The sequence below is a fragment of the Streptomyces sp. NPDC053755 genome (genome assembly GCF_040677675.1).
Taxonomy (GTDB): Bacteria; Actinomycetota; Actinomycetes; order Streptomycetales; family Streptomycetaceae; genus Streptomyces.
Genome location: NZ_JBFASK010000026.1, coordinates 31,126 through 49,951, shown reverse-complemented (window position 1 = coordinate 49,951; position 18,826 = coordinate 31,126). Strand labels below are relative to the sequence as shown.

Sequence of the window (18,826 nt, the reverse complement as noted above, 5' to 3'; positions counted from 1 at the left end):
CGGGCTCATTCGCGTCCTCGCACCCCGTTAGACTCGACCTTTGGCACGTTTGCGCCCTTGTCGTCGAGCGGGGCCGCCCAGCCAGCCAAACGGAAGCACGGGAAGAAATGTCCGCACCCAATAAGTCGTACGACCCGGTCGAGGTCGAGGCCTTGAAACCGGAAGAGATCGAGCGCATGCGGGACGAGGCGCTCGCCGCCTTCGCCGCCGCGGGTGACCTCGACGCGCTCGCACACGCGAAGACCGCGCACACCGGGGGCACCTCGCCGCTCGCGCTGGCCAACCGTGAGATCGGCGCGCTGCCGCCGCAGGCCAAGGCCGCGGCCGGCAAGCTCGTGGGCCAGGCCCGCGGCGTCGTCTCCAAGGCCCTCGCCGCCCGCCAGGCGGAACTCGAGGCCGACCGCGACGCCCGCGTGCTGGTCGAGGAGGCGGTGGACGTCACGCTGCCGTACGACCGCACCCCGCCCGGCGCCCGCCACCCCCTGACCACGCTCATGGAGCGGGTCGCCGACGTCTTCGTCTCCATGGGGTACGAGGTCGCCGAAGGCCCCGAGGTCGAGGCGGAGTGGTTCAACTTCGACGCCCTCAACTTCGTGCCGGACCACCCGGCGCGCCAGATGCAGGACACCTTCTTCGTCCAGGGCCCAGAGGGCACCACCGGCGACGAGTCCGGTGTCGTGCTGCGCACCCACACCTCCCCGGTGCAGGCCCGCACGCTCATCGACCGGGAGCCCCCGGTCTACGTCGTGTGCCCCGGCCGCGTCTACCGCACCGACGAGCTGGACGCCACGCACACCCCGGTCTTCCACCAGATCGAGCTGCTCGCCGTCGACGAGGGCCTGACCATGGCCGACCTCAAGGGCACCCTCGACCACATGGTCCAGGCGCTCTTCGGGCCCGACATGAAGACCCGGCTCCGCCCGAACTTCTTCCCCTTCACCGAGCCGTCCGCCGAGATGGACATGCTCTGCTACGTCTGCCGTGGCGAGTCCGTCGGCGACGCCGACCGGCCCTGCCGCACCTGCGGCAGCGAGGGCTGGATCGAGCTCGGCGGCTGCGGCATGGTCAACCCCAAGGTGCTCGTCGCCTGCGGTGTCGACCCGGAGAGGTACAGCGGATTCGCCTTCGGGTTCGGAATCGAGCGGATGTTGATGTTCCGCCACAACGTCGATGACATGCGAGACATGGTCGAGGGTGACGTCCGGTTCACCCGGCCGTTCGGGATGGAGATCTGATGCGGGTCCCGCTTTCTTGGCTGCGGGAGTACGTCGACCTGCCGGCGACGGAGACCGGACGCGACGTCCAGGCCAAGCTCATCTCGGCAGGACTCGAGGTCGAGACCGTCGAGCGGCTCGGCGCCGGACTGACCGGCCCGCTGGTGGTCGGCAAGGTCCTCACCATCGAGGAGCTGACGGAGTTCAAGAAGCCCATCCGCTTCTGCACCGTCGACGTCGGCCAGGCCAACGGCACCGGCGAGCCCCAGGAGATCATCTGCGGCGCCCGGAACTTCGCCGAGGGCGACAAGGTCGTCGTGGCGCTCCCCGGCGCCGTGCTGCCCGGTGACTTCCGGATCGCCGAGCGCAAGACGTACGGCCGGGTCTCCCGCGGCATGATCTGCTCCGGCGACGAGCTGGGCATGGGCGACGACGGCACCCACGGCATCATCGTGCTCCCGCCGGAGCACGAGGTCGGCATCGACGCCACCGTGCTCCTGGAGCTGTACGACGAGGTCCTCGACATCGCCGTCACCCCCGACCGCGGCTACTGCCTCTCGATGCGCGGAGTCGCCCGCGAGACCGCCATCGCCTACGGCCTGCCGCTGCGCGACCCGGCGCTCCTCGACGTGCCCGCGCCGAACTCGTACGGCTACCCGGTCCAGATCACCGACCCCATCGGCTGCGACCGCTTCACCGCCCGTACGGTCGTGGGGCTGGACCCCGAGGCGCGCTCCCCGATCTGGCTGCGCCGCCGCCTCCAGAAGGCCGGCATGCGCCCGATCTCGCTCGCCGTCGACATCACCAACTACGTGATGCTGGAGCTCGGCCAGCCGCTGCACGCCTACGACCGCACCCGGCTCGACGGCCCCATCGGTGTCCGCCGCGCCGAGCACGGCGAGAAGATCACCACCCTCGACGGCGCCGTGCGCGTCCTCGACGCCGCCGACCTGGTCATCACCGACAGCCGCGGGCCGATCGGCATCGCGGGCGTCATGGGCGGCGCCGACACCGAGATCGCCGACCACACCGACCTCGCCGGTGCGACGACCGAGGTCGTCATCGAGGCCGCGCACTTCGACCCGATCTCCATCGCCCGCACGGCCCGCCGCCACAAGCTGGCCTCCGAGGCGTCCAAGCGCTTCGAGCGCGGGGTCGACCCGCAGGCGGCGGCCGCCGCCGCGCAGCGGACCGTCGACCTGCTCGTGCTCCTCGCGGGCGGCACCGCCGAGGCCGGCGTCACCGAGATCCTCGCACCGTCCGCGCCCCGCACGGTCGCCATGCCGGCGGACCACCCGGACCGCGTGGCGGGCGTCGGCTACGGCCGCGAGACCGTCGTGCGCCGCCTCCAGGAGATCGGCTGCGACGTCTACGGCCAGGACGAGCTGGTCGTCACCGTCCCGACGTGGCGTCCCGACCTGAACGAGCCGAACGACCTCGCCGAGGAGGTCATCCGGCTCGAGGGGTACGAGAACCTCCCCTCGACGCTGCCCAAGCCGCCGGCCGGCCGCGGACTCACCGAGCGCCAGCGCACCTACCGCCGGGTCGGCCGCGCGCTGGCCGCCGCCGGTTACGTCGAGGCGCTGAGCTACCCGTTCATCGGCGCGCAGGTCTTCGACCAGCTCGGCCTGGACGAGGACGACGCCCGCCGCCGGGTGGTCACCCTGGTCAACCCGCTCTCCGACGAGGAGCCGGCGCTCCGTACGACGCTGCTGCCGGGTCTGCTCGGCGCGCTGCGCCGCAACGACGGGCGGGGCAGCCACGACCTGGCGCTCTTCGAGACCGGACTGGTCTTCCGGCCGGGCGACCGGCCCGGGGTCGCCGTGCGGCTGCCCGTCGACCGCCGGCCCACCGACGAGGAGATCGCCACCGTCAACGCCGCGCTGCCCGCGCAGCCGCGCCGGGCCGCCGTCGTCCTCGCCGGGGCCCGTGAGCAGGCCGGCTGGTGGGGCAAGGGCCGCCCGGCCGACTGGGCCGACGCGATCCAGGCCGCCCGCACGGTGGCCGCCGAGAGCGGTGTCGAGCTGCTCATCAGCGCCGACCAGCACGCCCCGTGGCACCCCGGCCGCTGCGCCGCGTTCCACGTGGTCGTCAACGGCGAGAAGGTCCTCGTCGGCCACGGCGGCGAGCTGCACCCGCGCGTCGTCAAGGCGCTCGGACTGCCGGACCGCACCTGCGCGATGGAGATCGACCTGGACCTGGTGGAGCAGGCGAACGAGGGTCCCCTCAAGGCCCCGCGGATCTCCTCCTTCCCGGTCGCCACCCAGGACGTCGCCCTGGTCGTCGACGCGGCGGTCCCGGCCGACACGGTCGAGGCCGCGCTGCGCGACGGCGCCGGTGAACTGCTCGAGGCCATCCGGCTGTTCGACGTGTACACCGGCGACCAGCTCGGCGAGGGCAAGAAGTCCCTGGCGTACGCGCTGAAGTTCCGCGCCACGGACCGCACGCTCACCGTCGAGGAGGCCACCGCCGCACGCGACGCGGCCGTCTCCCTCGCCGCCGAACGCACGGGAGCCACCCTGCGCGGCGCCTGACGGCGGACTGTTCCCGGAGGGGGCCGGTCCGGTGTGCCCCACACCGGACCGGCCCCCTCCGGTGTTCCCCGCCCGGCGCACACCGGCGCACACCGGCGCACACCGGGGCGTACGCGATTCCGGAGGACGCCCACGCGTGCGGGCGCCGGACCGGGTGGTGAGCGGCGGCGCGATGGGGGTGCTCACTCCTTCGGGTGAGATGGGCGGAGGGTGTTCCGCCGCACCCCGTCCCGTCGGGACAATCGACGCGGCCACAGGGGCGGACCTGTGCGCCGCAGTGCCTTCGGGCGCTGCAGGGCCTCCGGAAAGGCCGTGCGTGATCCGTACAAGTGCGTTGCTCTCCGAGGGCTCACGGCTTCGCCGGCTGAGGCCGCTCGCCCTTCCCACTCTCTGGGGTCTCGTCGCCGTGACCTGGAAGCTCGGGTGTCCGCTGGCCCGGCAGCCGGGGCTGCCCATGCGGATCGCGACCAGCGTCGTCTTCTTCACGGTCGGCACGGGCCTGATCCTCGGCATCCGGCGCGGTCTCTCCCGCGAGCTGGAGCGGGTCCGCGCCATCGCGCACGCCACCCAGCGGGTGCTGCTGCGGCCGCCGCCACCCCGGCTCGACGGTCTCGCCGTCGCCGCCGGCCAGCTCTCGGCCTCCCGCGGCGCGTCCGTCGGCGGGGACCTGTACGAGGCGGTGGCCACCCCCTACGGCGTGCGGATCGTCATCGGCGACGTGCGGGGACACGGCCTCGCCGCCCTCGGCGCGGTCGTCGCCGTCCTCGGCAGCTTCCGCGAGGCCGCCCACGACGAGCCGGAGCTCGGCGGGGTGCTGCGCCGCCTCGACCGGGCGCTGGCGCGGCACCTGCGCGAGCGGGCACGCGACGAGCACCCCGCCCGCGCCGGGTGCGAGCCGGAGCATCCGGCGGCCGAGGAGTTCGTCACCGTCCTGCTCCTGGAGATCCGCCCGGACGGCGAGGTGTACGCCCTCGACTGCGGGCATCCCGGCCCGTACCGGCTCGGCCGCCGCGTCGAGGCCGTCCCCGTCGGCGACCCGCTGCCCCCGCTCGGCGCCTTTCCGCTACCGGCCGACCTCACCCCGTACGCCTGCACCCGCCTCCTCCCGGGCGAGGCGCTCTTCCTGCACACCGACGGGGCGGAGGACGCCCGTGACCGGGCCGGCCGGTTCTTCGGCCTCGAGGCCGTCCTCGCCCAGGCGGTCCTGGACGCACCCGTGCCGCCCGCCGCCCTGGTCCAGCGCGTGCACACCGCGCTGCTGCGGCATACCCGCGGCCGGCTCGCCGACGACGTGGCCCTGCTGGTGGTCCGCAACGACCGGGCCCGGGTGCCGGCGCAGCCCGCCGAACCCGGGCTGCGCCGTACCCGGTCCGCACCCTCCCCCCACCGGTGAGCGACCGGCGGGCGGCGGGTTCGGCCGGCGGCGCCACCCGCCCTGCCACGGAGTGTCGGGCAGATCAGCAGGACGGGCGGCGCGTGACGGGCCACCGCACTGTAAGAGGGGGAGCCGGCGGCCCGGTCGCCTTGCGGCGAGGCATTCAGTCAACCGGTCCGGGACGTACGGCGGCAGAGCGCGCGGACGGGAGAAACGGGCACTTCGTTCACACCCCGTGCGAAACCGCCCTCCACTAGTCTGAGCGCCACCGAGCCACCGGAGGGGCCATGCTGCCCAACAGCCTCCTCGACGCCCTGCTGGACGAAGCGGGCATGTCGAACGCCGGCCTGGCCGCCCAGGTGAACCAGGCGGGCCGCGCGCGAGGCCTCGCCCTGCGATACGAACACACCGCCGTCGGGCGGTGGTTGAAGGGCCAGCGGCCACGCGGGCAGGTGCCCGACCTGATCTGCGAGGTACTCGCCGTACGGCTGCGGCGCGCGGTCACCCTGGACGACATCGGCCTCGGTGTGCCCGGCGCCGCCGCCCCGGCCCTCGGCTCGCCGCTCTCGGGCTTCGTCGAGCGGGCCGCCGCCCTGTGGCGCTCCGACGAACAGCAGCGGCCGCACCTGCTCGGCGCCCCGGCCGTCACCGGTACGCCCGCGGTGATGCCGGTCTGGGAGTGGGAGAACCCGCCGGAGGACGCCGACGTGTCCCGCGACGGGCTGACCCGGGTGTCGATGGCCGACGTCGCCATGCTGCGCGCGGCCCGGGCGCACTACGAGCAGATGTACCGCAAGGCGGGCGGGGTGGCGACCCGGGTGCGGATCGTCGGCTTCCTCAACTCCGCGACGGCGCCCCTGCTGCGGGGGTCGTACAGCGACGGCCTCGGGCGGGAACTGCACCGGGCCACGGGCGGCCTGGTGGCGGTGGCCGGGATCTGCGCGTACGACTCCGACGCGCTCGGGCTCGCCCAGCGTTACTTCCACCAGGCGCTGCGGCTCGCGAAGGCGAGCGGGGACCGGGGGCTCGGCGCGTACGTGGTGGCGCTGCTGGTCAACCAGTCGCTGTTCATGGGGGAGTACCGGCAGGCGGTGGCCTTCGCCGAGGCGGCGCTGCGGTCGGCCGGACGGCAGATCACTCCGGCGCTGGCCGCCGACCTCTCCGCGATGCAGGCGAAGGCGTACGCCCATCTCGGGGACGGGACGGCGGCGTTGGCGTGCATACGGCGGGCGGAGGCGGAGGCGGAGCGGATCTGTCCCGTCCACGAGCCGGCCGAGACCGGCTACGTCCAGCCCGGGCTGGTGAACGTGCAGGTGGCCGAGGCGCTGCTCAGTCTGGGTGATCTCCCGGCGGCGCGGGAGCACGCGCAGGCGGCGGTGGGGACCCCGGCCCACGACCGGGGGAGGGTCCACCGACTGGCGATGCTCTGCCAGATCGAGCTGCGGCAGGGGGAGGCCGACGAGGCGGCGCGGACGGCGAGGGAGATGACCGAGGGCGCCCGGGGGATGGAGTCGCAGCGCCTGCGGGACCGGCTGCGGCTGGTGCGGGAACATCTCCTCGCGAGTGACTGCGCGGACGCGCGGGAGGCGGCGGACCTCATCGATGGAGCCCTGCGCGTTCCCCTGTGAGCCCCCGACTGCTGCCATATTGCCACCGACCAATCGGAAGGTGGCAGAAACGTGCAGTGGACGAAACTAAGCGAACAACCGGTCTATGAGAACCGCTGGTTCCGGGTGAACCTCGCGGACGTCGAGCTCCCGGACGGCCGTCGCCTCGACCACTATCTGATCCGGCTCCGCCCGGTCGCGGTGGCGACCGCCGTCAACGAGGCCGACGAGGTGCTGATGTTGTGGCGCCACCGCTTCATCACCGACAGCTGGGGCTGGGAACTGGCCGCCGGTGTGGTCGAGGACGGCGAGGACCCCGAGGCCGCCGCCGCCCGCGAGATGGAGGAGGAGACGGGCTGGCGCCCCGGGCCCCTGCGCCATCTCCTGACCGTGGAGCCGTCCAACGGCCTCACCGACGCCCGGCACCACCTCTACTGGGCCGAGCGCGCCACGTACATCGGCCCGCCCGAGGACGCCTTCGAGTCCTCGCGCCGCGCCTGGATACCCCTCAAGCTGGTCCCCGACATGATCGCCCGGGGCGAGGTCCCGGCCGCCAACATGGCCGCCGCACTGCTGATGCTCCACCACCTGCGGATCGGCTGACCGCCGGGGAGGGGAGAGCGGGACCGGGGGAGCGGGGGCACCCGGAGCCGGACGGCCCGTACCCGTGCGGGTGTACGGGCCGTGCGGTCGGGTGCGGGGACGTGCTCAGGCGTACGGGTAGAAGCCCGAACCGGTCTTGCGGCCGAGCCGGCCCGCGTCCACCATCCGCTGGAGCAGCGGGGGAGCGGCGTACAGCGGCTCCTTGAACTCCGCGTACATCGAGTCCGCGACGGAGGCGACGGTGTCCAGGCCGATGAGGTCGGCCAGCTTCAGCGGTCCCATCGGGTGGGCGCAGCCCAGCTCCATGCCGTTGTCGATGTCCTCACGGCTCGCGATGCCGGACTCGAACATCCGGATCGCCGAGAGGAGGTACGGGATGAGCAGCGCGTTCACCACGAAGCCCGAACGGTCCTGGGCGCGGATGGCGTGCTTGCCCAGCACCTTCTCCACCATGGCCTGGGCACGGCTGATCGTGCCCTCGGACGTGGTGAGGGCCGGGATCAGTTCGACGAGCTTCTGCACCGGCGCCGGGTTGAAGAAGTGGATGCCGATGACCGCGTCGGGCCGCGAGGTCGCCACGGCCAGTTTCACCAGGGGGATCGAGGAGGTGTTGGACGCCAGGATGGCATCCTGCCGGGTCACCACCTGGTCGAGCACCTGGAAGATCTCGGTCTTGACCTGCTCGTTCTCGACGACGGCCTCGATCACGAGGTCCCGGTCGGCGAACTCGCCCAGGTCGGTGGTGAAGCTGAGCCGCGCCAGCGTGGCGTCGCGCTCCTCCTCGCTGATCTTGCCGCGTTCGGCGGCCTTCCCCAGCGAGTTGTAGAGCCGCGTGCGGCCGATCTCCAGCGCCTCGCCGGTGGTCTCGGCGACCATCACCTCAAGGCCGCTGCGGGCACACACCTCCGCGATGCCCGCGCCCATCTGGCCGCAGCCCACCACTCCGACGCGCTCAATGTCGGCCATGGAGTCCGTCACCTCGTGCCTTTCGCTCTTCTCTGGCGGCGGGCCCCCGTGTGATTCCGGTGCGTCCGCCTCGACCCCACGACGTTACTCCGGTTGAGCGGATGATCGATCGTCCGGGGCGGGCATGCTCTGTCCGCGCACGTGTGACGTGGCCGACACCGGAGGGGTGACATATGGGTCTTAACGGCACGAGGGGGTCTGCGACGGGCGGCAGGAAGGCTTTTCGCGGCATGTGGATCGCCACGGTCGCCAACCGCGACTGGCCCTCTCGCGGAGGTCTGTCCGCCGACGCGCAGCGCACGGAGCTTCTGGCCCATCTCGACACGGCCGTCGAGCGCCGCCTGAACACCGTCGTCCTCCAGGTCCGCCCCAGCGCCGACGCGTTGTGGCCCTCGTCGTACGAGCCGTGGGCCGGGTGCCTGACGGGCGTCCAGGGCCGCGACCCGGGCTGGGACCCCCTCGGCACGGCCGTCGAGGAGGCCCACCGGCGGGGCCTGGAACTGCACGCCTGGTTCAACCCCTACCGTGTGGCGCATCACACGGACCCCTCGCGGCTGGCGGCCGGCCACCCCGCCCGGCGGCACCCCGAGTGGGTCCTGCCCTACGGCGGCAAGCTGTTCTACGACCCCGGCCTCCCCGAGGTCCGCCGCTTCGTCCAGGACGCGATGCTGGACGCGGTGCGGCGCTACGCCGTCGACGCCGTGCACTGGGACGACTACTTCTACCCGTACCCGGTGGCCGGCGAGGACTTCGCCGACGACCCGGCGTACGAGAGGTACGGCGGGGACTTCCCGGACAAGGCCTCATGGCGGCGGAACAACATCGATCTGCTCGTCTCCGAGACGGCCGCGCGGATCAAGGAGCTCCGGGAGGGCGTCGCCTTCGGCGTCAGTCCCTTCGGGGTCTGGCGCAACGCCGCCACCGATCCGGAGGGATCGGACACCCGCGGAGGGGTGCAGACCTACGACGACCTGCACGCGGACACGCGCAGATGGATCCGGGAGGGCTGGATCGACCACGTGATCCCGCAGCTGTACTGGAACATCGGCCACAACGCCGTCGACTACGCCAAGCTGCTGCCGTGGTGGGACGCGGTGGTGCGGGACACCGGCGTCGGTCTCTACATCGGGGAAGCGCTCTACAAGGCGGCCGAGTGGCGGGACGCCGACGAACTGTCCCGCCACCTGACGCTCGCCGAGCGGTACGCGTCGGTCGGCGGCCACTGCTTCTTCGCGGCGAAGGAGGTCGCGGCGGACCCGCGCGGGGCGATGACCGCCGTGGTGCGCGACCACTACCCCGACCGGGGGGCCTCCGCCGCGCCCGCGTCCTGACTCTCGGCGTCTCGGGGGCTTCTCAAGGTGTCGAGGGACCTCTCAGGTCTTCTCGTGGTGACGCACGACGGAGTCGGGGCCCGGTGACATCAGGGCCTCGTGGCCGTCGTCGTCGAATCGCACGCGGTACGGGGGAGTGCCGTTGTCCCCCAGTACCTCCGTGATCTCGGCCGTACGGTCGTGCTGACCGACGGTCCGGCCGTGCATCAGCAGTTTGTCGCCCACGCTCGCCTGCATCCGGGGGCCTCCTCGCGGCCGGGCTTCTCGGGTTCTCGGGCATCTCGCGCCCCGCGGGGCTTCATGACGGAGCCCCTCCCCGCCATTGTGACCTGCGTCACCCTCGGCTGTCCTGTCGGTGCCGCCCCGCCGGCCGGCCGGTCATTCCCTGGTCCGCTGGGTCACCGCGATGCAGACCAGGACCGCGCCGGCGGCGACGGGCGCGGCGGGGGCGAGCCGCTCACCGAGCAGGGACACCGACCAGACCAGGGTCAGCAAGGGCTGGGCGAGCTGCAGCTGGCTGGCCTTGGGGATGCCGATGGCGGCCATGCCCCGGTACCAGACGTACAGGCCGAAGAAGGTCGAACCGGCGGCCACCCACACCAGGCCGATGACGCCGTGGGCGGTCAGCCGGACCGGTTCCAGACGGAGGGCGACGACCGAACCGACCGCCATCAGCGGCAGGCAGAGGAGCAGGGCCCAGCCGATGACCTGCCAGCCGGGCATGACCCGCGCGAGCCGGCCGCCCTCCGTATAGCCCGCGGCGCAGACGAGCAGGGCGCCGAAGAGGTACAGGTCCCCGGCGGACAGGGCGCCGCCGCTCTGCTGGAGCGTGAAGGCGATGACGACCGCCGCTCCGGCGAGGGCCGCGGCCCAGAACGTCCGGGAGGGCCGGCGGCCCGTGCGGACGGCGGCGAACACGGCCGTGGTGAGCGGCAGCAGACCGACGACCACCGCGGCGTGCGAGGTGGTCGACGACTGCAGCGCGAGCGAGGTCAGCAGCGGGAAGCCGACGACCACACCGCCGGCGACGACCGCGAGCCCCGCCCAGTGGCGCCGCTCCGGCAGGGGCACCCGGCGCGCGAGCAGGAAGTAGCCCGCGATGAGCGCGGCGAGCGTGGAGCGCAGGGCCACCAGCGACCAGGGGCCGAAGCTCTCCAGGCCCCAGACGGTGGAGGGGAAGGTGAGCGAGAACGCGATCACACCCAGGGCCGCGAGGAGCGTGCCCCGGGCCGGCGGGGAGGCGGCCGGACCGGTGGCGCCACCGGCCGAGACGGCGGTCGCACCCTCCTGCGGAGGGGTGGCGGTCGACGCGACCCTGGCGGAGGTGCGAACCGCTATCCGGCGAAGGGGAGTAGCGCTATTCTTTGCTGTCATGCACGAGCGTAGCAGCGTGGGCGAACTGGTGAAATCACTGAGAAGCGAGCTCGACCGCTACTCACCCGGAGGAAAGCTGCCGTCGAGCCGTGCGCTCGTGGAGCGCTACCGCGTCTCACCGGTGACCGTGACCCGCGCCCTCGCCCAGCTCGCCGCCGAGGGCCTCGTCGTCACCCGCCCCGGAGCCGGCGCCTTCCGGGCCGAACCCCGCACACCCACCCCGGTCGCGGGCGACACCTCCTGGCAGGAGGTCACGCTCAGCGCGGACACCGCCACGGAACTGGTGCCCCGGGCCGTCGACGCCTCCGGAGTCCTGGTCACGCTCTCCCCGCCCCCGCCCGGAGTGGTCGAGTTCAACGGCGGCTATCTGCACCCCTCGCTCCAGCCCGAACGCGCCATGGCCGCCGCTCTGGCCCGCGCGGGCCGCCGTCCGGGCGCCTGGGGGCGGCCGCCCACCGACGGCCTCCCCGAACTGCGCCAGTGGTTCGCCCGCGAGATCGGCGGCACCGTCACGGCGGCCGAGATCCTCATCACCGCCGGGGGCCAGTCGGCGATCACCACCGCCCTGCGCGCCCTCGCCCCGCCCGGCAGCCCCGTCCTCGTCGAATCGCCCACCTATCCCGGCATGCTCGCGGTCGCCCGCGCCTCCGGTCTGCGGCCCGTCCCCGTCCCCGCCGACGCCGACGGGGTCCGCCCCGAGCTGCTGGAAGCCGCCTTCCGGGCCACCGGGGCCCGGGTCCTCGTCTGCCAGCCGCTCTTCCAGAACCCCACCGGCGCCGTCCTGGGCGGCCCGCGGCGCGGCGACGTCGTCCGGATCGCGCGCGCGGCCGGGGCCTTCGTCATCGAGGACGACTTCGCCCGCCGGCTCGTCCACGAGGACGCCGGGCCACTGCCCCCACCCCTGGCCGCCGAGGACCCCGACGGCGTCGTCGTCCACGTCTGCTCGCTCACCAAAGCGACCTCCCCGAGCCTGCGCGTGGGCGCCCTGGCCGCACGCGGCCCCGTCCTGGAGCGGCTCCGCGCCATCCAGGTCGTCGACAGCTTCTTCGTTCCGCGCCCCCTCCAGGAGGCCGCCCTGGAACTCGTCGGATCGCCCGCCTGGAACCGTCATCTCCGTGCCGTGTCCCAGGAGCTGAAGAGCCGCCGCGACGTGATGACCGGCGCCCTCGCTCACCACCTCCCCGAACTGGCGCTGCCGCACATCCCGTCCGGCGGCTACCATCTCTGGCTCCGTCTCCCCGACGGTCTCCCCGAGCCCGCGCTGCACGCCACCGCCCTGCGCACCGGTGTCGCTGTCGCACCCGGCCGCCCCTACTTCTGCGCCGAACCACCCGCGGGTCACATCCGGCTCAGCTTCGCCGGGGTCGCGGGGTCGACGGAGATCGCGGAGGGGGTACGGCGGCTGCGGGCCGCCGTGGACGAACTCACCCCGTGAGGCGGCCGAGGAGGGACTCACGCCGTGAGGCGCGGCGAGGAGCCCGCCGTGAGCCGACCGGAGAGTCGGCCCCGCGTGAGCGAGGGGGAGGGCCCCGCCCATGAGCCGGAGGGGAGGGCCCCGCCCGTGAGCCGGGGGTGGAAGGCCCTCGCCCGTGAGTGGGCGCGGAAAGGGAATGACAGCCGTCCGAGAGGTCTGGAAGCCTTGCCTCATGACCGACCCGGCCCCCTCGTACCCGCTCACGCACGGCGCCTACGAGATCTCCACGGACCCCGCCCGGCTCGACGCCGAGCGGATCCATCACTGGCTCTCCACCGACACCTACTGGGCGACCGGCCGCCCCCGCGAGACCCAGGACCGGGCCATCGCCGGCTCGCTCAACTTCGCCGCCTACCACCGCGGGACCGGCGAGATCGCCGCGTACGCCCGCGTCGTCACCGACCACACGACCTTCGCCTGGCTCTGCGACGTCTACGTCGACAGGCCGGCCCGAGGCACCGGCCTCGGCACCGCCCTCGTCACCGCCGTGCGCGACCACCTGGCCCCGCTCGGCCTGCGGCGCATCATGCTCGCCACCGCGGACGCGCACGGTGTGTACCAGAAGGTCGGTTTCGAGCCGCTGGAGGAACCGGACATGTGGATGGCTCTCGGTCTGAACTGACCCCCAGGCCGCCTTTCCGGTCCGTTCGACGCGGCGCATATGCCCCCTTGACCTGCCCGGCTTCCGGCCTCACGATCGCGGCCATGGGTCTTCGGGTCACGCTCGTCGCAGCGGCGCGCAGCTCCTCCCTGCTCGCCGAACGGTTCGACGACGACCGGCCGCTCGACGAGGCCGGCTGGTACGAGGTGCAGCTCGCGGCGCACGCCCTCATCCCCCTCGGCGCCGCGGAGCTGCGCTACTGCTCCCCGACGCCCCGCAGCCGCGCCACCGGCGCGGCTCTCGGCTACGCGCCCCTCGCCCAGCCCGCCCTGCGCGACTGCGACATGGGCCGCTGGCGCGGACTCACCCTCGCCGAGGTGGCCGCCCTCGACCCGGTCGCCGTCGACGCCTGGCTCGCCGACCCGCGGACCGCACCGCACGGCGGCGAGACCCTCCTGTCCTTCATCTCCCGCGTCGGCGGCTGGCTCGACACCCGCCCCGCCGACGACGGCGCCATCGTCGCGGTCGCCGAACCCGCCGTCGTCCGGGCCGCCCTGGTCTACGCCCTGAAGGCGCCGCCCGCCACGTACTGGAACGTCGACGTCCGCCCCCTGTCCACGGTCACCCTGACCGGCCGCCCCGGACTGTGGCACCTGCACCTGCAGGCGGCCGTCGGCTAGGGCGTGTCAGGCGTCGCGGGGCAAGTGGGGCTTTCGAAACACGCCCCAGCAGCGGTGCGGGGCCCCTCACCGGCGTGTGGCCGGCCGCGAGGTCCGTGCCGTCGCTGCGGCCCGTACGCATCTCCCGCGGCCCGTGGGCCGGCGCGCGGCGCGGTCGCCGTCGGGGAGCCCGCGGTCGACCGGCTAGCCTGAGACCACGATGAACCGTTTGACCACGTCATGGGGCACGTTCCCGCTCACCCGCTTCCCCGAGGACCCGCGCGACGCCCTCCGCGCCTGGGACGCCTCCGACGAGTACCTGTTGCGGCACCTGGCCGAGGCGGAGACCGATCTGTCCGGCACGGTCGCCGTCGTCGGCGACCGCTGGGGCGCTCTCGTCACCGCGCTCGCCGCCCGGCACCCCGCCGAGCTGGTGCAGATCGGCGACTCCTACCTCGGCCGGCGGGCGACGGCGGCCAACCTGGCCCGCTCGGGCGCCGCCCCGGAGGCGGTCCGGCTGCTGACCACGCAGGATTTTCCGCCCGCCCGCGTCGACGTCCTGCTGGTCCGGGTGCCCAAGAGCCTCGGGCTCCTGGAGGACCAGCTGCACCGCCTGGCGCCCGCCGTGCACGAGGGGACCGTGGTCGTCGGCACCGGCATGGTGAAGGACATCCACACCTCCACGCTCCGGCTGTTCGAGCGGATCCTCGGCCCCACGCGCACCTCGCTCGCCGTCAAGAAGGCCCGGCTGATCCACTGCACCCCGGACGCCTCCCTGGACCGGGGCGGCAACCCCTGGCCGTACCGGTACGAGCTGCCCGCCGACGTCCCCGTCGTCGCGGGCAGGACCGTCGTCAACCAGGCCGGCGTCTTCTGCGCCGACCGCCTCGACATCGGCACCCGCTTCTTCCTCCGGCACCTGCCCGGGAACCTCGGCCGCGCCCGGGTCGTGGACCTCGGCTGCGGGAACGGCGTCGTCGGCCTGGCCGTCGCTCTCGCCGAGCCCGACGCGGAGCTGGTCTTCGCCGACGAGTCGTACCAGGCCGTGGCCTCGGCCGAGGAGAACTTCCGCGCCCACGGCGGGGCCGGCCGCACGGCCGAGTTCCTGGTCGGGGACGGCATGGCGGACCTCGCGGCCGAGTCGATGGACCTCGTCCTCAACAACCCGCCCTTCCACAGCCACCAGGCCACCACCGACCGCACCGCACGCCGGATGTTCACCGACGCGCGGCGCGTGCTGCGCCCGGGAGGCGAGCTGTGGGTGGTCGGCAACCGGCACCTCGGCTACCACGTGACGCTGCGCCGCATCTTCGGCTCCTGTGAGGTGATCGCGGGCGACCCGAAGTTCGTGGTGCTGCGGGCCGTGAAGGGCGCGGGGCGGGCGGCGCGCGGCTGACCGCCGCCCCCGGTGCCCGCCCCGCCTCAGCAGGCCGCGGAGACGGCCGGGGACAGGGCCGGCAGCGGCTGCCACCGCACCGGCACGTTCCGCATGAGCAGGACGGAGTCCAGCGCGGCGCTCCCCGGCGGGAAGCGGTCCGGATCGTCGAAGAAGCTGGAGCGGGCCGAGGTGATCCGGCCGGCCTCGACGCGCCAGGCGTCGGTGTGCAGCCGCAGCCCGTCGAGGTGCGGCCCCGCGCTCGTCGCCGAATAGCCCGTGGCGCCGTCGCGGAAGAAGGCGGAGGCCTCGTCGAGGTCGGCGAACAGCTCGCTGTCCGCCAGACCGTGCGTGACCTCGGCGGTGACGTCCACCCGCGTGGAGCCGTCCCGGGTCGCGAAGGCCACCCGCACGGTGTCCCCGCTCTCCCGTACCTCGAAGTCCGCGTGCCCGTGCTCGCCGGGGAAGATCCGGCCGCCGGCCCAGCGGTTGACGCGGGAGGCGGTGTCACGGCGCGGGATGTAGACGCCGGTCTCCTTTCCCTGGGGGCCGTCCCACTCCACCGCGACCCGGTGGGCCGCGTTCTCGCTGCGCAGTCCGATCCCGGCGGGCACCCAGGACGGCCGCACGGAGCCGAGGCGCAGCAGGCAGATCCCGGCGACGGCGTGCCCCCGGACCAGCTGCGGGCGCAGACCGGCCGGGAGGAGGCGGGCGGCCACATCCGGGTCGACCCGGTAGTTGACGAGGAGCCGGCGCTCGATGACGCTCGACAGCCGCGGCGGTCTCATGAAGGGGCTCCCTTGTCGCGCCAGGCCGTGCGGCGCAGGACGATCTGTTCGGGGCAGACGGCGCTCAGGAAGCGGCCCACGCTCGTGGCGAGCCGGTCCTCCACGAGGGAGTACAGGATCCGGTTGCCGTCCCGGCGTTCGGCGACCAGACCCGCGCCCTTGAGCACTCCCAGGTGGCGGGAGATCGAGGGAGCGCTGATCGAGAACCGGCGGGCGATCTCCCCGGCGGCCAGCTCGCCGTCCCGCAGGTCGGTGAGGATCTGGCGGCGGGTGGGATCGGCCAGCGCGCGGAAGACGCCCGCCTCGCCGGCGTCCGCCTCCGGCTCGGGCCGCCGACCGTGATCGTGACGCTCGGGGTCGTCGGTATGCTCGCTCACCCCACCTGTTTAGCATATGAGCTAATTAGCTAAAAAGGCAGGGTGCGGCCGGTTCTCCCAGGACCGTGCGTCCGATGGGCGCCGACGCGCGGCGGCCCGCACCGCCGGGGGTTAACGTCGGCGGCATGGACCGTGATCGTCGAGGCCGGCGTCGGTGCTACCTCGCCGGTGCCGTGTTCGCCGTGTGCATGGCCGGGACGACGCTGCCGACCCCGCTCTACAGCCTCTACCAGGAGAAGTTCGGCTTCTCCGAGCTGATCGTGACCGTCGTGTACGCCGTGTACGCCTTCGGGGTCATCGGGGTCCTCCTCCTGGCGGGCAACGCGTCGGATTCGGTCGGCAGGCGGCCTGTGCTGCTCTGGGGGCTGGGGTTCTCGGCGGTGAGCGCCGTCTGCTTCCTGTGCGCCACCGGCCTCGGCTGGCTCTATGCCGGCCGGCTGCTGTCAGGGCTCTCCGCCGGCCTGTTCACCGGCGCCGCCACGGCGTACGTCATGGAGCTGGCCCCGAAGGCCGACGTCTCCCGCGCCACCTTCGTGGCCACCGCCGCGAACATGGGCGGCCTCGGCTGCGGCCCCCTCCTCGCGGGTGTGCTCGCGCAGTACGCGCCCTGGCCGCTCCATCTGCCCTTCGTCGTGCACCTCGCCCTGGTGGCGGTGTCGGCCGCCGTCCTGCTCCGGCTCCCGGAGACCGTGCGGGAGCGGCGGCCGGTGAGCACCGTGCGGCCGCAGCGGCTCGGCCTCCCCCCGGAGGTCCGGGCGGTCTTCGCGCCGGCCGCGACCGCCGCGTTCGTCGGGTTCGCGCTCTTCGGCGTCTTCACCTCGGTGAGCCCGGCGTTCCTCGCCCAGTCCCTGGACGTGCACGACCACGCGGTGAGCGGCCTGGTCGTCGCCCTGGCCTTCTTCGCCTCGACCGCCGGGCAGCTGATGGTCGGCCGGGCGGGGGCACGGGCGCTGCCCCTGGGCTGCGCGGGGCTCCTCGCCGGTCTCGCCTTCCTTGCGGGAGCGCTGCGCTGGGACGTGTTCGCCCTGGTGGTCCTGAGCGCGCTCGTCGGCGGGACGGGTCAGGGGCTGGCCTTCCGCGGAGCCCTCTCCGCGGTGGCCGGGGCCTCGCCGCCCGACCGGCGGGCGGCGGTGATCTCCGCCCTGTTCGTGGTGGCGTACGCGGGCATCTCGGTACCGGTGATCGGCGTCGGCCTCCTGTCGGACCCGATCGGCCTGGAAGGCGCCGGCCTCGTCTTCATCGCCTGCATGGCGGCCCTGGTCTCCGGTGCGGCGGTCTACCTGCTGCGGCGGCCGGTACGGAGCGGATGAGCGGACCGGACCTCGGGAGCTTTGCATAAAACTGCGGCTGTGCGTATAGTCATGCCATCCAGGAGGAGGGTTTCGATGACGGTACGAGCAGCAGTCGCGGGAGCGAGCGGGTACGCGGGCGGAGAGCTTCTGCGTCTCCTTCTCGCCCACCCGGAGGTGGAGATCGGCACGCTGACCGGTCACTCCAACGCCGGCCAGCGGCTCGGCGCTCTGCAGCCCCATCTCCTTCCGCTCGCCGACCGGGTCCTCGCGCCCACGACGGCCGAGGAGCTGGCCGGGCACGACGTCGTCTTCCTCGCCCTGCCGCACGGGCAGTCCGCGGCGGTGGCCGAGCAGCTCGGCCCGGACGTCCTCGTCGTCGACATGGGGGCCGACTTCCGGCTCGGGGACGCCGCCGACTGGGAGAGGTTCTACGGGTCTCCGCATGCCGGGACCTGGCCGTACGGCCTTCCCGAACTGCCGGGTGCCCGTGCCGCGCTGGAGGGGTCCAAGCGCATCGCGGTGCCCGGCTGCTATCCCACGGCGGTCTCGCTCGCGCTCTTCCCGGCGTACGGCGACGGGCTCGCCGAGCCGGATGCCGTGATCGTGGCCGCGACCGGCACGTCGGGCGCGGGCAAGGCCCTGAAGCCGCATCTGCTGGGCAGTGAGGTCATGGGCTCGATGTCGCCGTACGGGGTCGGCGGCGGCCACCGGCACACCCCGGAGATGATCCAGAATCTGAGCGCGGTGGCCGGTGAGCGGGTCGGCGTCTCGTTCACCCCGACGCTGGCGCCGATGTCCCGCGGGATCCTCGCCACGTGCTCCGCGAAGGCGAAGCCGGGCGTGACGGCCGACGCCGTCCGGGCCGCGTACGTGAAGGCCTTCGCGGACGAGCCGTTCGTCCACCTGCTGCCGGAGGGCCAGTGGCCGGCGACGGCGTCGGTGCACGGTTCCAACGCTGTTCAGGTCCAGGTCGCGTTCGACGAGGCCGCGCACCGGATCATCGTGATCAGCGCCATCGACAATCTCACCAAGGGCACCGCCGGCGGCGCGGTGCAGAGCATGAACATCGCTCTCGGTCTCCCTGAGGACACCGGCCTTTCCACGACGGGAGTCGCCCCGTGAGCGACGCGCGCGCTGCCGCCGGGCCGCAGATGACGATGAGGCCCGCGCTGGTGCGCCGCGCGGGCGGAGAAGCGAACGGAGCTGGACTGTGAGCGACGCGCGCGCTGCCGCCGGGCCGCAGATGACGATGAGGC

Annotated in this window: 16 protein-coding genes and 1 pseudogene; 12 read left to right on the top strand and 5 right to left on the bottom strand. The window is 73.5% G+C overall.

The window, feature by feature from the left end:
• The first annotated feature begins 107 nt into the window (after positions 1-107).
• From pheS to AB0K65_RS23460, 5 genes are all read left to right on the top strand, one after another.
• Positions 108-1,235, top strand: coding sequence for a phenylalanine--tRNA ligase subunit alpha (pheS, locus tag AB0K65_RS23480; RefSeq protein ID WP_365719557.1), 1,128 nt, complete (start codon positions 108-110; stop codon positions 1,233-1,235).
• Positions 1,235-3,748: a phenylalanine--tRNA ligase subunit beta gene (gene pheT, locus AB0K65_RS23475; RefSeq protein ID WP_365719555.1), complete on the top strand. Its 2,514-nt coding sequence runs from the start codon at positions 1,235-1,237 to the stop codon at positions 3,746-3,748. The genes pheS and pheT overlap by 1 nt, the downstream gene beginning before the upstream one ends.
• Before the next feature lie 316 nt (positions 3,749-4,064).
• Positions 4,065-5,141: a PP2C family protein-serine/threonine phosphatase gene (locus tag AB0K65_RS23470; protein ID WP_365719553.1), complete on the top strand. Its 1,077-nt coding sequence runs from the start codon at positions 4,065-4,067 to the stop codon at positions 5,139-5,141.
• A 269-nt stretch (positions 5,142-5,410) separates the two neighbouring features.
• On the top strand, positions 5,411-6,751 hold the full coding sequence (locus AB0K65_RS23465; RefSeq protein ID WP_365719551.1) for a transcriptional regulator: 1,341 nt from the start codon (positions 5,411-5,413) through the stop codon (positions 6,749-6,751).
• A gap of 51 nt (positions 6,752-6,802) precedes the next feature.
• The gene (locus tag AB0K65_RS23460; RefSeq protein ID WP_365719549.1) at positions 6,803-7,333 is read left to right on the top strand and encodes an NUDIX domain-containing protein; all 531 of its coding nucleotides are present in this window, start codon (positions 6,803-6,805) and stop codon (positions 7,331-7,333) included.
• A gap of 105 nt (positions 7,334-7,438) precedes the next feature.
• Here AB0K65_RS23460 and AB0K65_RS23455 read toward each other — a convergent pair whose 3' ends face one another.
• Positions 7,439-8,299, bottom strand: a complete 861-nt coding sequence (locus AB0K65_RS23455) for a 3-hydroxybutyryl-CoA dehydrogenase (protein ID WP_365719547.1) — start codon at positions 8,297-8,299, stop codon at positions 7,439-7,441.
• 221 nt (positions 8,300-8,520) lie between these two features.
• Here AB0K65_RS23455 and AB0K65_RS23450 point away from each other — a divergent pair.
• Positions 8,521-9,630, top strand: a pseudogene (locus tag AB0K65_RS23450) (family 10 glycosylhydrolase); the annotation flags it as partial.
• 42 nt (positions 9,631-9,672) lie between these two features.
• Here the strand turns inward: AB0K65_RS23450 and AB0K65_RS23445 are convergent.
• On the bottom strand, positions 9,673-9,867 hold the full coding sequence (locus AB0K65_RS23445; protein WP_365719545.1) for a DUF1918 domain-containing protein: 195 nt from the start codon (positions 9,865-9,867) through the stop codon (positions 9,673-9,675).
• Between the two features lie 141 nt (positions 9,868-10,008).
• Entirely contained in the window at positions 10,009-11,004 is a 996-nt protein-coding gene (locus AB0K65_RS23440) for a DMT family transporter (RefSeq protein WP_365719543.1), read from the bottom strand.
• Between AB0K65_RS23440 and AB0K65_RS23435 the strand changes: the two genes are divergently transcribed.
• The 4 genes from AB0K65_RS23435 to AB0K65_RS23420 all read left to right on the top strand — a co-directional run bounded on the left by AB0K65_RS23435 (position 11,003) and on the right by AB0K65_RS23420 (position 15,134).
• Complete coding sequence (locus tag AB0K65_RS23435; protein ID WP_365719541.1) at positions 11,003-12,439, top strand: PLP-dependent aminotransferase family protein; 1,437 nt, start codon at positions 11,003-11,005, stop codon at positions 12,437-12,439. The two genes, AB0K65_RS23440 and AB0K65_RS23435, sit on opposite strands and share 2 nt — an antisense overlap.
• A gap of 211 nt (positions 12,440-12,650) precedes the next feature.
• Complete coding sequence (locus AB0K65_RS23430; RefSeq protein WP_365719539.1) at positions 12,651-13,100, top strand: GNAT family N-acetyltransferase; 450 nt, start codon at positions 12,651-12,653, stop codon at positions 13,098-13,100.
• 83 nt (positions 13,101-13,183) lie between these two features.
• On the top strand, positions 13,184-13,759 hold the full coding sequence (locus tag AB0K65_RS23425) for a histidine phosphatase family protein (protein ID WP_365719537.1): 576 nt from the start codon (positions 13,184-13,186) through the stop codon (positions 13,757-13,759).
• A gap of 199 nt (positions 13,760-13,958) precedes the next feature.
• Positions 13,959-15,134: a methyltransferase gene (locus AB0K65_RS23420; protein ID WP_365719535.1), complete on the top strand. Its 1,176-nt coding sequence runs from the start codon at positions 13,959-13,961 to the stop codon at positions 15,132-15,134.
• Positions 15,135-15,160: 26 nt separating this feature from the next.
• Here the strand turns inward: AB0K65_RS23420 and AB0K65_RS23415 are convergent, their stop codons facing one another.
• Positions 15,161-15,901: a DUF2071 domain-containing protein gene (locus AB0K65_RS23415; RefSeq protein WP_365719533.1), complete on the bottom strand. Its 741-nt coding sequence runs from the start codon at positions 15,899-15,901 to the stop codon at positions 15,161-15,163.
• Positions 15,898-16,278, bottom strand: a complete 381-nt coding sequence (locus AB0K65_RS23410) for a metalloregulator ArsR/SmtB family transcription factor (RefSeq protein WP_365719531.1) — start codon at positions 16,276-16,278, stop codon at positions 15,898-15,900. Before AB0K65_RS23410 ends, AB0K65_RS23415 begins: the two co-directional genes overlap by 4 nt.
• Positions 16,279-16,403: 125 nt before the next feature.
• Here AB0K65_RS23410 and AB0K65_RS23405 point away from each other — a divergent pair, with 125 nt between their 5' ends.
• Both AB0K65_RS23405 and argC read left to right on the top strand, forming a co-directional pair.
• Entirely contained in the window at positions 16,404-17,588 is a 1,185-nt protein-coding gene (locus AB0K65_RS23405; RefSeq protein WP_365719529.1) for an MFS transporter, read from the top strand.
• Positions 17,589-17,663: 75 nt separating this feature from the next.
• Entirely contained in the window at positions 17,664-18,692 is a 1,029-nt protein-coding gene (argC, locus tag AB0K65_RS23400) for an N-acetyl-gamma-glutamyl-phosphate reductase (RefSeq protein ID WP_365719527.1), read from the top strand.
• Positions 18,693-18,826: the final 134 nt, after the last annotated feature.